This window comes from Nocardioides sp., from assembly GCF_036274455.1.
Classification (GTDB): domain Bacteria; phylum Actinomycetota; class Actinomycetes; order Propionibacteriales; family Nocardioidaceae; genus Nocardioides.
Genome location: NZ_DASUFR010000239.1, coordinates 1 through 13,562, shown reverse-complemented (window position 1 = coordinate 13,562; position 13,562 = coordinate 1). Strand labels below are relative to the sequence as shown.

Genomic DNA, 13,562 nt, shown 5'->3' with positions numbered 1-13,562 from the left:
CGTCACCGCGGGGCCGCGGTCGCCGCGACGGTAGACCGGGGCGGCAGAGGTCTGGGTGCTGGGTCCCGAGGAGGGGGCCGAGGCGATCTGGGTCGGGGCGTTCGGACGGGGCTCGGACACGCTGACTCCTCCCGTTCACGGGGCGCGTCGCCTCGGAGCGTCGTACCCCGAGGACACCTACTGAAAACAGCCGGGCCGGGAAAGTCAATCCTTGCCGACGCGCCGAAAATGTGCCGAGCCCCCGTCGCGGAGCGACGGGGGCCCAGGATGACGCAGGGTGACGCAGGGCGTCGCAGGGCGTCGCAGTCGTCAGGCGATGAACTCGCTGAGCTCGTTGAGCAGCGCGGCCTTCGGCTTGGCGCCGACGATCTGCCGGACGACCTCGCCGTTCTGGTAGACGTTGAGCGTCGGGATGCCGGTGACCCGGTAGGTGGCCGGCGTGACCGGGTTCTCGTCGACGTTCATCTTCACGAACGTGATCTTGTCGCCGTGCTCGGCGTTGATCTCGGCGAGGATCGGGGCGACCTGGCGGCACGGACCGCACCACTCGGCCCAGAAGTCGACGAGGACGGGCTTGTCGGACTTGAGGACCTCGGTCTCGAAGTCCGCGTCGGTCACTGCTTGCATCTCGGCCACGGGGCCTCCTCTAGTGCGATCGGTCTGGGCGGTCGTGCTGGGTGTTGTCGAACTGGGTGCAACGGGTCGAGCCAGGCTGCCTTAGTCAACAGCACGGCACCGACGATTTCTTCCCGGCCGGTCAGGCGCCGGCCGTCTGGACCTGCTCGGTGACGAGCTCGCCGGCCAGCTCTGCCTCCTGCTCGGTCTCGACCGCGGAGCCCGCCGTGGAGGCGGCGTGGTCGAGGGCGGCCAGGTAGCGCTCGGCGTCGAGCGCAGCGGCGCACCCGCTGCCGGCGGCGGTGATGGCCTGCCGGTAGTGGTGGTCGACCAGGTCGCCGCAGGCGAAGACGCCGTGCAGGTTGGTGCGGGTGGACGGCTGCTCGACCAGCACGTAGCCGTTCTCGTCGAGGTCGACCTGCCCGGGCAGCAGCTCGCTGCGCGGGTCGTGGCCGATCGCGATGAACAGGCCGGTCGCGTCGAGCTCGCGCTTCTCGCCGGTCTCGGTGTCGACCAGGGTCAGCCCGGTCAGCTTGTCGTCGCCGTGGATCGCCTCGACCGCGGAGTTCCAGGCGAACTCGATCTTCGGGTCGGCGAAGGCGCGCTCCTGCATGATCTTCGAGGCGCGCAGCTCGCCACGGCGGTGGATCATCGTGACCTTGGAGGCGAACCGGGACAGGAAGGTGGCCTCCTCGACCGCGGAGTCGCCGCCGCCGACGACCGCGATGTGCTGCTCGCGGAAGAAGAAGCCGTCGCAGGTCGCGCACCAGCTCACGCCGTGGCCGGAGAGCCGGTCCTCGTCGGGGATGCCGAGCTTGCGGTAGCCCGAGCCCATCGCCAGGATCACCGCGCGGGCCTTGTGGACGGTGCCGGCCCCGTCGGTCACGAGCTTCACCGGTCCGGTCAGGTCGACGGCTGTGACGTCGTCGGCGACCAGCTCGGCGCCGAAGCGCTCGGCCTGGGCGCGCATGTTGTCCATCAGCTCGGGGCCCATGATGCCGTCGCGGAAGCCGGGGAAGTTCTCGACCTCGGTGGTGTTCATCAGCGCGCCCCCGGCTGTCACCGAGCCCTCGAAGACGAGCGGGTGCAGGCTCGCCCGGGCGGCGTACACCGCAGCGGTGTAGCCGGTCGGGCCGGAGCCGATGATGATCACGTTGCGGGGCTCTGACATGGAGCGCCAATCTCCTCGATGGGTTGCTACTGCTTCAACCGATCGTAGGGGAGGAAGATTCCCTCTCCAGCGCCCGCGCCGCGTGGGTGAGGGGCTGTCAGCGAGCCGGGATGGTGGCTGTGGCCAGGGTGGCTGCTGTGTCGCATGAGAGCACGTCGGCGCGCTGCTCACCCGCGGCCGGCGGAGCCAGGACGACCACGGCCGGCCGCCCGTCGAACAGCGCCGGGTAGAGCTCGTCCGGCGCGTACTTGTTCGCCGGGACCGGCGTTGAGCACCCCAGCGCCGCGTAGGACTCCTCAGTGGGGGACCGCACCGCGCTCGCGTCACCCTGCGGCTTGCCCAGCTGGCTGGCGAGGTCGCGCTCGAGGTGCGCCGACCTGAGCCGCAAGAAGGCCTGGGCCTCGGCCGGCGACGGGACGGGCGCCGAGGGTTCGGCGCTCTCGCCCTGCAGACCGACTCCGCCGGCGGAGTCGTTGGACGCCGTGGCCCGGTCGGCGGCGCTGCTCGACGAGGCGTCGTCGGAGCCGCTCCCGACGTCGACGACCTGGCCGATGGCGAAGCCGGCCACTATCACCGCCGCGGCACCGGCCAGGACGGCTGCGGCGTTGCGCCGGCGGCGTCGGGCGGCCAGGTCGATGACCGGCGCACCGCCGGTCGACCCGGGATCGTCACGGCTCAAGCCGGCCAGCACCCGGTCGAGCCGCGCGGCCACCTCGGCCGGGATCGGCTCGTCGTGGCGCGCCTCGGCGAGGCGTCGGCGGACGTCCGCCTCCTGATGGGGGGTCAGCTCGGGCAGCGCGTCGGGCTGGTCGGTCATGAAACGACGATCGCCTCCTCTCGGGCATCGAGGTTCGGTGTGGCGGCTGGGACGGGATCAGCCGGGCTCGGGCGGGGCGCGGGACGCCTCCGTGGTTCGGACGGACGGGAGCGGGTCGGGGTTCCCCGGCGGCGCGTGGCCCGGGTCACCGCCGGGCTTGAGCACCCCCAGGAGGACGGCCAGTCGGCTGCGGCCGCGCGAGCAGCGCGACTTCACGGTGCCGACCGCGCAGTCGAGCATCTCGGCCACCTCGGCGACGGGGTAGCCCTCCATGTCGACCAGGACCAGCGCGGCACGCTGCTCCGCCGGGAGCAGGTCGAGCGCGGCCAGCACCAGGCGGCGCCGCTCCTCGACCACGGCGAGGTCGGCGGGGTCCGCAGCCCCCGCGGTCGACGTGACCAGGGATCCGCGGTCGGCCATGTCGTCGAGATCCTCCGGCAGGGGGTCGGCCCGGCGTACCTTCGCGGCCCGGATCCGGTCGAGGCAGGCGTTGACGACCACCCGGTGCAGCCAGGTGGTGACCGCGGCCTCGCCGCGGAACGAGCCGGCCCGCCGGTACGCCGCGATCATGCCGTCCTGCAGTCCGTCCGCGGCGTCCTCGGGGTTGCCCATCGTGCGCAGTGCGACCGCCCACAACCGGTCGCGGTGCCGCCGGAACAGGGTTGCGAACGCGTCGGGGTCCCCTGCGACGTGCGCCTGCAGCAGCTCGTGGTCGGTGAGCTCCGCGTCAGCAGCGGGAGGGTTCATGCGACCACCACGGACCAAGAATCCCATTCGTCGGGGGATCGACGACAGCCGGGCGCTCCCGGCTGACGGTCTTCCCAGGGGGTCGTGACCTGAGACGCTGCCTGCGTGGGTGCCACGTCGCGCTTGGCCCCGGTCGCCGTGCTCGTCGCCGCACCGGCAGTGCCCGCCCCTGCCGCGGCCGCGAGCTCCACAGGACTCGCCTGGGACTACTTACCGGGCTCGTTACCGGGCTCGGCCGGCCGGCCTCGATGTCGTTCCGCTCCGCCGCCGACGGCACCGCCGAGGTCAAGGTGAAGATCTCGCGCAAGAAGCTGGCGAAGCTGGACCGGGCGGGCCCGACCCGGGCGACCGTCACCGTACAGCTGGGTGGGAGCTCCGCGACGAAGAAGGTCACGCTGGTCCGAGGTAGGCATCAGCTGCCGCTCACGACCACCTCGGCCAGGCCACCCTTGAAGCCGCCCGGGACGGGCGGAAGGGAGGTGAGCCAGATGGTGAGGTAGCGGCCGCTGGGCGCGTCGTCGAGGTCGAGGCCGGCCGACGTACCGGCGGCGCCGAGCTTGCCGACCGGGGTCAGCGCCTCCGGGTTGCCGGGCACGTCGTCGGTCAGGTAGAGCGAGGCGTTCGTCGGCTGGCCGACGAACCGTAGCTCGACGCGGCGCACGGCGCGGCTCTGGCCGAGGTCGACCACCAGGCCGACCCCGCGCTTGAGGCCGGTGGGGCCGAGCTGTTGCTTGTAGGTGAGCGTGGTCCACGACGTGGCGGGGTCGCCGTCGACCGCCGCCGCCGCGTCCTCGCCGTTCTCCTCGCCGTCGCCCTGGGGGTCGAAGTCGCTGGCGACCAGTCCCGTGAACGGGGTCGGCGGGGCGGTGGGTTCGGTGCTCGCCGACGGGGAGCCGGAGGCCGTCTCGCCGTGGTCGGGCTCGGTGCCGAGAGGGGTCTTCCCACGGCCGAGGTTGAAGGCGATCGCAACGGCGACGACCAGCACCAGGCCGACCGCCACCAGCATGGCCAGCCGCAGCCAGCTCCGTCCCGGCACCTGCTCCCGGGTGTCGGAGAGCACGTCGACCGCCGGCAGCCCGCCGCTGCTGGACCAGCCGTGGTCGTAGGGCCAGTACTCGTCCGCCGGCCCCACCACCGGGCCCTCGTCGAGCCGTCCGTACCTCGGCTTGCGCTCGTCGGCGGCGAACAACGGGCGCTCGGGCGGCTCCTCGAACGGCGGAGGCGGCGGCGCGGGCTCGTTGCGGGCGCGCAGCCACGAGACCTCGTCGTTGTCGTCGTCGAAGATCGGCAGGCCGGCCTCGGTGGGGATCTCGGCGATCGACCCGGGCTCACCGTCCGGCTCGTCCGGCTCGCGGTCCAGCTCCGACTCGTCGGGCGCCTTGTCAGTCCCGGGCTCGGGCGGAGGCACCCAGTCGTCGGGGTGCGGCTGGGCCAGGATCTCCGGCACGGCGGGCAGCGTCACGGTGTCCTGCTTGTCCGGGAGACCGGCCGCGATCGCCTCGCCGAGCCCGCTGGTGTCGCCGACGAACTCGGCGAGGTAGCGGTGGATGCCTCGAGCGCTCCCGAGGTCGCGCACCTCGCGCGCCCGCTGGCCGCGCGGGTTCAGCAGCTCGTCGCAGAGGTCGTCGAGACCGCGGGGTACGCCGGCTCGCACCTGCCGCGGCCGCAACACCCGGCCGTGCGCCTCCGGCGCCCGGGGCACGGCCGACTGGGAGACCCCGGCCCACCGCCCGGTCAATGTCGCGTGCAGCAGCCCGGCGAGGTCGACCACGTCGTGATGGGGGTCGCCGGGGGGAAGGCCGTGCAGGGCGGCATCCACGCAGAAGCCGATGATGCGAACCGAGCCGGCGTTGTCGAGGAGGACGTTCTCGGGTGAGAGGAGCCCGTGGGCGACGCCGTGCGCGTGCGCCACCGCGATGGAGTCCGCGACCTCGCTCACCAGCCAGGCGCCGCGCCGCGGCGACAGCGGTCCGTTGCTGGTCAGCATGATGTCGAGCGAGGTGCCCGACCCCCACTCGTTGACGACGAAGCAGAAGTCGCCGATCCGCTCCGCGTCCAGGACCCGCAGGATCCGGTGGTCGAGCACGGTGGCCGAGCGGCGGGCCGCGTCGAGGAGCAGCTCGGCGCGCGGGTCGTCGGCCGCGATGACGTGCAGGGCCACGTGCCGCTCGAGGACGCGGTCGTGCGCGCGCCAGAACCGGCCGCCCCCGCTCTCGCTCAGGAGGTCGACCAGCCGATACCTCTCGGCGAGCACGTCGCCGGCCCGGGTCGCGTGCGGCACCTGGTTTCGAGACGCGTCCCTCACCCCCTCGCGAGCTCGGGTCTGAGCCGACGCTCCTCTGCCTCCTCGCTGATCGCTCGTCCCTCGCACGCTCGGCCCGAGGTTGTCGCGGACCGGGTGCGCCTGTGGCTGGTGTGCTCCCCGAGAGACACCATCGTAGGCCCGTTCAGCGGGCCCGGGCGCGACGTGTGACTGCGGCCAGCACGTCGTTGACCTCAGAGATCCGGAGCAGCCGCGCGAAGACCAGGAAGAGCAGCACGTCGACCGCGCACACGCTGATCAACCTGCCCGCCGCGACCACGGTCCCGGGGTCGTCGGCGAGGTTGTCGAGCACCTGTGCGACGGGGAAGGTGAGACCGATCGCGAGCCCGGTCGCGACCACCAGCCGACCACCGAAGACCAGCAGCCGACGGCTGCGCAGGCCGCCCAGCCGGTGGCTCAGCATCAGGTAGGAGATCGCGGCACCCACGGCGTACGCCGTGGAGTAGGCGACGACGAGGGCGGGCGAGGTGTGCGCGGCGGAGGCGGCCGCGACCAGCGTGACCGCGGCGACGATGTTGGTGCCCGCGACGATGCACTGCACGAAGAACGCGGTGCGGTTGAGCTCGAGCGCGTAGAAGCCGCGCAGCACCAGGTAGTGGAAGGTGAAGAACAGGATGCCCACGCCGAACAGGGACAGGGTGGGCACGTAGGCGTCGACGCCGTTGTCGGCCGCAGCGCCGTGCGCGAAGATCACCCGCGCCAGGTCTGGAGCGATGACCGGGAGCAGTGCCACGAAGGGCACGATCACCGCGAGCGCGGCCCGCAGCGTGCCCGCCAGGGAGCCGGCGAGGCCGTGCGGGTCGTGGTCGGCCGCATGTGCCGAGAGCCGCGGGAGCATCGCGGTCGCGAGCGAGACCGTGACGATCGAGTGCGGCACCATGACCACGAGGAAGCTGTTGGCGTAGACCGTCGCCCCGGTGCCGTCGGGCGAGGCGATGGCGCCGCTGGTGGCCAGCCGCTGGACGACGACGAAGGCGACCTGGTTGACCACCACGAACAGCACGGTCCAGACGCCGAGGCGCAGGGTGTGGCCGAGGCCGGTGCCGCGCAGGTCGAACCGGGGCCGGTAGCGGAAGCCGGCCCGACGCAGGTAGGGCAGCAGGATGAGGAACTGCACCGCGATCCCCAAGGTCGAACCGACGCCGAGCAGGAGCTCCTGGCCGCTGGTGAAGCCGCCGTGCACCGCGTCCCCTTCGGCGACGCCGTAGGCGCCCAGATAGAGGAGGATCACCGCGACCGACACGATGTTGTTGGCGATCGGCGCCCACATCATCGGGCCGAAGACGCCGCGGGCGTTGAGGATCTGCCCGACCAGCACGAACATCCCGTAGAAGAAGACCTGCGGCAGGCAGTAGCGGGTGAACGCGACCGCGGAGTCGAAGACCTCGCCTTCGTAGCCGTGGGTGAACAGCCGGACGAGCAGCGGCGCGGCCACGACCAGCACCACGGTGACGACGACGAGGAAGGTGCCGGCCGCGGTGACCACCCGGTTGGTGTAGGCGTCGCCGCGGTCGGGGTCGTTGCGCATCGCACGGATCAGCTGCGGCACGAGCACCGCGTTGAAGATGCCGCCCGCCAGCAGGATGTAGAGGGCGTTGGGCAAGGTGTTGGACACGGTGAAGATGTCGGCGTGCACGCCCGCGCCCAGCGCGTAGGACAGCAGGGCCGCGCGCACGAACCCGCTCAGCCGCGACACCGTGGTCCCGGCCGCCATGACCGCGCTGTTGGAGAGCAGGCTGGCCTGCTCCTCCACCTCGTCGGCCGCCGGGTCCGCGGGCCGGCCCGTGGGCTGCTCGGTGGGCCGGCCCGTGGGCTGCTCGGTGGGCTGGTCGGTCACCGGCTGCCGGCTCCTGCGGGCTCCTTCTGCTCGCTGGCCGCGGGCTCGTCGCCGGCGTCACCGGACTCGGTCTGCCTACGACGAGAGCTGCGGACCCGGCGGAACAGCCGGACACCGATGGCGCCGAAGAACAGGCCCATGCCGCCCACGATGAACAGCCAGATCACGTTGCTGACCTGGGCCGAGCGGATGGTCAGCGCGGTGCTGGCGCCGAGCGGCGTGCCGCGCTTGTCGGCGACGGCGAGGGTCACCTCGTGGATGCCGTTCTCGTTGGTGTGCGCCGTGAGCAGGACCGCCTGGCGACTGCTGGCCGGGACCGCGACGCGCCGGGGTCCGTCGATGGTGAGCTTGCGGTCGGCGGTCGCGTCCAGCGACACGGTCACCGGCTGGTCGAGGTTGTTGGTGATCACCGCCTGGAACCGGCCGCTCGAGCTCGACAGCGTCACTGCGCGGGGCGCGCTGACGTGCACGCTGCCCAGCCGCGACTCGATCCACACCCGGGACTGGTCGGTCGAGGCACGGTTGAGGATGGGCCGGGTGCGGGCGGAGTACGACGCGCTGCCGAGGGCCTGGTCGGTGACGGTGCCGGAGACCAGGTTGTTGAGGGTGAGCAGGTTCTGCAGCGAGACCCCGCTCGTGATCAGTGCGTCGGCGGAGTCGAAGTTGGGCTGGTCGAGCTCGGCCTCCTGCTGGTAGCGCGGGTAGCGCAGGGTCGCCGGGTCGACCGTCGTCGGCGCGGCCGACCGGCTGACCGCGTCGACGGAGGTGATGTCGAGCCAGGCGGGGTCGAGCCCGCCGAAGAACGTCGCGCCGTCCGCGGGTGGGGCCCAGTCGTGTGGCAGCACCATGGTCAGCGGCGCGTGGTCGCCGCGGAGGAAGCGCACCGCCGCCTCCGACAGCAGCCGCTGCCGCATCGCCGTCAGCGCGGTCGGGTCGTCCGGCCCGGGACCGCCGGAGGCGGCACCGGTCGACGTCACCACCGCGTCGTGGCCCTCGATGCGCGCCAGTGCGGGCGCCGGCGCGTCGAACATCTGGTCGGTGAGCAGGATGGTCGAGCTCGGGTCGGCTGCCGCGATGCCCTGGGCGTTGAGGTAGCCGCTGGGCGAGGAGAGTACTGGGGTCGTCGTGACGTCGAACCCCGGAAGCGTTGTGCCCGCGCGGGCCACCGCCCGCGTGTAGAACTGCGGGTCGTGCAGCGCCGCGGCGGCCGCGTCGACGTCGCCGTAGGGCAGGGAGAGCACCTGGTCCTCCGGTCGCATCGCGGCGCCGAGCCTGGCCAGCCAGGTCTCGGCCGCCTTCGCGGCGGCCTGGACCACCGGGTCGAGCTGGTCGAGGTCGAGCGGGTTGCTCGAGCCCTCCGACGGCTGGCCACTGGGGGACTCGGTCGCCGAGCCCCCCTCGGTCGCGGCCGGGGAGGTGGTCGGGCCCGGGCTCTCGGTGGTGTCGCCCTCGTCGCCCTCGTCGTCGCCCTGCACCTGGCCGGCCTCGAGGTTGGGCTCGAGCGACCTCGGAGGGTTGCCGTCGGCGATCCGGCGTACGGCGTCGACGAGGGCCGGGTCGATGGCCCAGCTGACAGTGTGTGAGCCCGAACTGGCGCCGAAGTCGACCAGCGAGCGGAGCCGCCCGCCCGGGGAGAGGGCCCGGATCCACCCGGCCAGGTCGTCGAGCGAGCCGTCGGCGGTGTAGACGAGCGCGTGGCGAAGCGGGATCACGATCGCCGTGGGCTGCTCTCCCGGGCGCGCGTCGGGCACCAGGGGCAGGAAGGTGCGGGCGCGGCCGTCGGCGGTCTGGTCCCGGCCCGCCGCGCTCTCGCCCAGCGCGTGGACGCCGAACCAGTAGACCCCGGGCGTGGAGATGTGCAGCAGATGGCGCGGGATGCTGATGCTGTACGGCGCGGAGTCCCCGGGCGCCAGCTCGGCGATGAAGCCCTTGTGCCGCTCGTTGGCGATCCGTCCGCCCACCACCGCGTCCGGGGGCAGCTTCGCCGCCGCGGCCAGCTGCTCCGGGGTGGTCATCGGCGTGTCCGAGACGAACGCGTAGACGTTGATCGTCGACCACGTCTCGACGTCGTTGTTGGTCACGAAGCCGGACACGCGGACCATGCCCCGGTCGGGGATGGTCGACGGCGACAGCTGGTCGATCGAGACCGACAGCGGAGCCTGGTCCCTGGCTCGGGCTCGCTCGGCGCGGCGGCTCACGTCCTCCTTGCGCGAGCCGCTGCCCGAGCCGTCGGCCGGCTGGGCCTTCCGCTGCTGGGTCTGCGTGGCCGGGTCGGCGGCCGGCGCGCCGCCCGGGTCGGCGTGCGCGGGCCCGGCCAGCGCGAGTGGGACCGCCAGCGCCGCCAGGGCAGCACTGAACGGGAGCCGGCGGAGCACGTGTAGAGGTTAGACCTCGGACCTGTGCCTCCCGGGACCGCCGAGCGCCCCTCGCCCTAGAGTTGATGCTCGTGTCCGCACCCGAGCCGCCCACCCTGACCGTGGTCGAGCTCCAGCGCAACGCGGAGGCGGAGCTGGCGCGGATCGCGCCGGTGATCGACGATCTCGGGACGCTGTTCGCCGACGCCGGCCACGAGCTCGCCCTGGTCGGCGGGCCGGTCCGCGACGCCATGCTCGGGCGGCCGCACGCCGACCTCGACTTCGCCACCTCGGCGCGGCCCGACGACACCGAGCGGATCCTCAAGTCCTGGGGCGAGGCGACGTGGGACATGGGCCGCGACTTCGGCACGATCGGCTGCCAGAAGGGACCGTGGACCGTCGAGGTCACGACGTACCGCTCCGAGGCCTACGACCCCGGCTCACGCAAGCCCGCCGTGGATTTCGGTGACTCTCTCGAGGGCGACCTGGTGCGCCGCGACTTCACCGTCAACGCGATGGCGGTGCGGGTGCCCGGACGGGTCGTCGAGGACCCGTACGGCGGCGTGGTCGACCTCGCCCAGGGGCTGATCCGGACGCCGGGCACCCCGCAGGACTCCTTCTCCGACGACCCGCTGCGGATGTTGCGGGCGGCGCGGTTCGCCGCCCAGCTGGGCTTCACGGTCGCGCCCGACGTGGTCGCGGCGATGACCGGCATGGCCGGCCGCATCGAGATCATCTCGGCCGAACGGGTCCGGGACGAGCTGGTGAAGCTGATCAGCGCCCCGCACCCGGCGCGGGGGCTGCGCCTGCTCGTCGAGACCGGGCTCGCGGCGTACGTCCTCCCGGAGCTGCCTGCCCTCGTGCTGGAGCGCGACGAGCACCACCGGCACAAGGACGTCTACGAGCACACGCTCACCGTCCTCGAGCAGTCGATCGACCTCGAGGACCGGCTGCCGGACGGGGGGCCTGACTTCGTCAGCCGGTTCGCGGCGCTGATGCACGACGTCGGGAAGCCGCGGACCCGGCGCTTCCTCGACGACGGCTCGGTCACCTTCCACCACCACGACGTGGTCGGGGCGAAGATCACCCGCAAGCGGATGCAGGCGCTGCGCTTCCCCAAGGACACCACCGACGCGGTCGCCAAGCTGGTCGAGCTGCACCTGCGGTTCCACGGCTACGGCTCGGGGGAGTGGACGGACTCCGCCGTACGCCGCTACGTGCGCGACGCCGGCGACCAGCTCGCCCGGCTGCACGTGCTCACCCGCGCCGACTGCACCACCCGCAACCGCGCCAAGGCCGAGCGGCTGCGGCGGACCTACGACGAGCTCGAGGCCCGCATCGCCGTGCTCCAGGAGCAGGAGGAGCTCGACGCGATCCGCCCCGACCTGGACGGCAACCAGATCATGGAGTTGCTCGGGATCCCGCCGGGCCGGGAGGTCGGGGAGGCCTACCGCTACCTTCTCGAGCTCAGGCTCGACAACGGCCCGATGTCGCAGGAGGACGCGAAGGTTGCGTTGCTCGAGTGGTGGCGGGGTCGGTGAGGCCTGGGTGCGGCCGTTTCGCGTCGAGTGGCCCATTTGGCAGGTCGTGGAGTTCTCGTGACCTGCCGATCGGGTCACTCGACGGGGATGGGCGGCGACCCGGGTCACTCGACGGGGATGGGCAGGCGACCCGGGTCACTCGACGGTCATGTGCTGATCACCCCTTTGCCGTCCCTTGCGTCGAGGATCTCGTCGAGCGTGGGTGACGGGGGCGGCCCGAGCACCCATGTCTGCGGCAGCATCGCAGCGCGAGCTTCAGCCTCCTTCATGCGGGCGATGACCAGCGGCCGGTAGCGGAGGTCGCGGCCCACGACCTCGACAACCTCGAGGCCGACCCGGCGGAACGCCGCAGCGCGGGCCACGTCGTTCTGGTGCACCTGGGGATCACGGTGGTCCCCGCCGGCGTACTCGCCGGCCACACACCGCCGTGGGTCGAGCAGGTCCGGGATGCCGACCAGGATGCCGTGCTCGTCGTAGACCTCCCGGTTCACGAGGGGGCGACCCCAGCCGGCATCGACCTCCCAGAGGATGCGCAACCTCCCCTCCTGCGGTGACCGGCTGCCCTCGCATGCAAGGTCGAGGCCGCCGGCGACGATGCGCTTGTCGCGGTACCAGCGACGCGTTGCGATGTAGAGCCGCATCCTCTTGTGCGAGGTGAGCTGTGCTGCGAAGGCGCTGTCTGCTGCGACCGCCATCTCGCGCGGGTCGTGCTGGCGCAGACGCATCTCGTCGAACAACGCGCGCTCGGCCTTCGCGCAACCGATTCCATGTACGACGACCACCTCGTCCGGCGGGACCGTGTGGCGTACGACGAGGCGACCGCCGGAGGAGCGCACGCGTCCTCCGTCGATAGCGATCGGTACCGGTCGCCGGGTCTTCCCATCGCGCCCGAGCCCGTCGAAGTGGCCACCGCCCTGCAGACGCAACGATGCCCATCCGGTGACGACGGCTGTCGGACCCGCCCCGGCGAACGACTCGAGGATCCGCTGCTCGACCAGGTCGTCCGACACCCCCGCCGGCACGAAGCGACCTGGCGATGTCCGCCGCCAGGTCGGACCTGCGGACTCCCCTCGCGTGGGTCCAGCCTCTCCCACGGGGTCGATGCGCACCGGTGGGACGAGTCCAGTGACCGGTGGCGCGATCGGGTCCCAGCGATGTGGCACCCAGGGCCACTGCCCGGGCAGCTTGTGGAGGAATCAGGTGTGCCGGGACCTGTGGATATGTGCGTCGAGTGACCCGATCTGCAGGTTCGATCACCGAGATGACCTGCGGATCGGGTCACTCGACGCCAAATGACAGCGACCCGGCGGCCGAACAGCCACCGGGTCGCGGGTCAGGAAGAGCTGCTGGTCACTCCTCGCCGCGGATGAAGGCCTCCACGCGGGCGCGGCCCTCCTCGTCGGGGAGCTGCACCGGCGGGGACTTCATCAGGTAGGACGACGCGGAGATCAGCGGGCCGCCGATGCCGCGGTCCTTGGCGATCTTCGCGGCGCGGATCGCGTCGATGATGATGCCGGCGGAGTTGGGGGAGTCCCAGACCTCGAGCTTGTACTCGAGGTTGAGCGGGACGTCGCCGAACGCGCGGCCCTCGAGGCGGACGTAGGCCCACTTGCGGTCGTCGAGCCACGCGACGTAGTCGGACGGGCCGATGTGCACGTTGCGGTCGTACTTCTTGCCGGCCAGCTCGCCCTTGAGGTTCGAGGTGACCGCCTGGGTCTTGGAGACCTTCTTGGACTCCAGCCGCTCGCGCTCGAGCATGTTCTTGAAGTCCATGTTGCCGCCGACGTTGAGCTGGTACGTGCGATCGAGCACGACACCACGGTCTTCGAACAGCTTGGCGATCACGCGGTGGGTGATCGTGGCGCCCACCTGGCTCTTGATGTCGTCACCGACGATCGGCACGCCTGCGTCCTCGAACTTCTTCGCCCACTCCGGGTCGGAGGCGATGAAGACCGGCAGCGCGTTGACGAAGGCCACGCCGGCGTCGATGGCGCACTGCGCGTAGAACTTGTCGGCCTGCTCGGAGCCCACCGGGAGGTAGGAGACGAGCACGTCGGCGCCGGTGTCCTTGAGCACCTTCACGACGTCGACCGGCTCGGCCGCCGACTCCTCGATGGTCTGGCGGTAGTACTTGCCCAGGCCGTCGAGGGTGTGGCC

General features: G+C 72.1%; 10 protein-coding genes. 1 reads left to right on the top strand and 9 read right to left on the bottom strand.

Annotated features, from left to right (window positions below; all coding sequences use genetic code 11):
• Positions 1–309 precede the first annotated feature (309 nt).
• The 7 genes from trxA to VFV89_RS22815 form a co-directional block, all read right to left on the bottom strand.
• On the bottom strand, positions 310–627 hold the full coding sequence (gene trxA / locus VFV89_RS22845) for a thioredoxin (protein ID WP_414690421.1): 318 nt from the start codon (positions 625–627) through the stop codon (positions 310–312).
• Positions 628–757: 130 nt separating this feature from the next.
• A complete protein-coding gene (trxB, locus tag VFV89_RS22840) occupies positions 758–1,786 on the bottom strand; it encodes a thioredoxin-disulfide reductase (RefSeq protein WP_329708289.1) in 1,029 nt (342 codons plus the stop codon).
• Positions 1,787–1,883: 97 nt separating this feature from the next.
• Positions 1,884–2,603 (bottom strand): hypothetical protein, encoded by a 720-nt coding sequence (locus VFV89_RS22835; protein ID WP_329708288.1) that lies wholly within the window; start codon positions 2,601–2,603, stop codon positions 1,884–1,886.
• Between the two features lie 57 nt (positions 2,604–2,660).
• Complete coding sequence (gene sigM / locus VFV89_RS22830) at positions 2,661–3,350, bottom strand: RNA polymerase sigma factor SigM (protein WP_329708287.1); 690 nt, start codon at positions 3,348–3,350, stop codon at positions 2,661–2,663.
• 412 nt (positions 3,351–3,762) lie between these two features.
• Positions 3,763–5,655 carry a protein kinase family protein gene (locus VFV89_RS22825; RefSeq protein ID WP_329708286.1) on the bottom strand — a complete coding sequence of 631 codons (1,893 nt, stop codon included), beginning with the start codon at positions 5,653–5,655 and terminating at the stop codon, positions 3,763–3,765.
• A 142-nt stretch (positions 5,656–5,797) separates the two neighbouring features.
• On the bottom strand, positions 5,798–7,510 hold the full coding sequence (murJ, locus tag VFV89_RS22820) for a murein biosynthesis integral membrane protein MurJ (protein ID WP_329708285.1): 1,713 nt from the start codon (positions 7,508–7,510) through the stop codon (positions 5,798–5,800).
• A complete protein-coding gene (locus VFV89_RS22815; RefSeq protein WP_329708284.1) occupies positions 7,507–9,885 on the bottom strand; it encodes a DUF6049 family protein in 2,379 nt (792 codons plus the stop codon). The genes murJ and VFV89_RS22815 overlap by 4 nt, the downstream gene beginning before the upstream one ends.
• Before the next feature lie 65 nt (positions 9,886–9,950).
• On the opposite strand from VFV89_RS22815, the gene VFV89_RS22810 reads away from it, so the two are divergent.
• Positions 9,951–11,405 carry a CCA tRNA nucleotidyltransferase gene (locus tag VFV89_RS22810; protein WP_414690420.1) on the top strand — a complete coding sequence of 485 codons (1,455 nt, stop codon included), beginning with the start codon at positions 9,951–9,953 and terminating at the stop codon, positions 11,403–11,405.
• A 146-nt stretch (positions 11,406–11,551) separates the two neighbouring features.
• On the opposite strand, the gene VFV89_RS22805 is transcribed toward VFV89_RS22810, so the two are convergent.
• Together VFV89_RS22805 and VFV89_RS22800 are read right to left on the bottom strand one after the other, a co-directional pair.
• Positions 11,552–12,427, bottom strand: coding sequence for a hypothetical protein (locus VFV89_RS22805; RefSeq protein ID WP_329708283.1), 876 nt, complete (start codon positions 12,425–12,427; stop codon positions 11,552–11,554).
• A gap of 328 nt (positions 12,428–12,755) precedes the next feature.
• Positions 12,756–13,562, bottom strand: an 807-nt coding sequence (locus VFV89_RS22800) for an inositol-3-phosphate synthase (RefSeq protein WP_329708282.1), incomplete at its 5' end; no start/stop codon positions are given.

Coding starts and splice junctions, on each gene's coding strand:
- trxA (WP_414690421.1), bottom strand. CDS start 627: ATGCAAGCAGTGACCGACGCGGACTTCGAGACCGAGGTCCTCAAGTCC.
- trxB (WP_329708289.1), bottom strand. CDS start 1,786: ATGTCAGAGCCCCGCAACGTGATCATCATCGGCTCCGGCCCGACCGGC.
- VFV89_RS22835 (WP_329708288.1), bottom strand. CDS start 2,603: ATGACCGACCAGCCCGACGCGCTGCCCGAGCTGACCCCCCATCAGGAG.
- sigM (WP_329708287.1), bottom strand. CDS start 3,350: ATGAACCCTCCCGCTGCTGACGCGGAGCTCACCGACCACGAGCTGCTG.
- VFV89_RS22810 (WP_414690420.1), top strand. CDS start 9,951: ATGCTCGTGTCCGCACCCGAGCCGCCCACCCTGACCGTGGTCGAGCTC.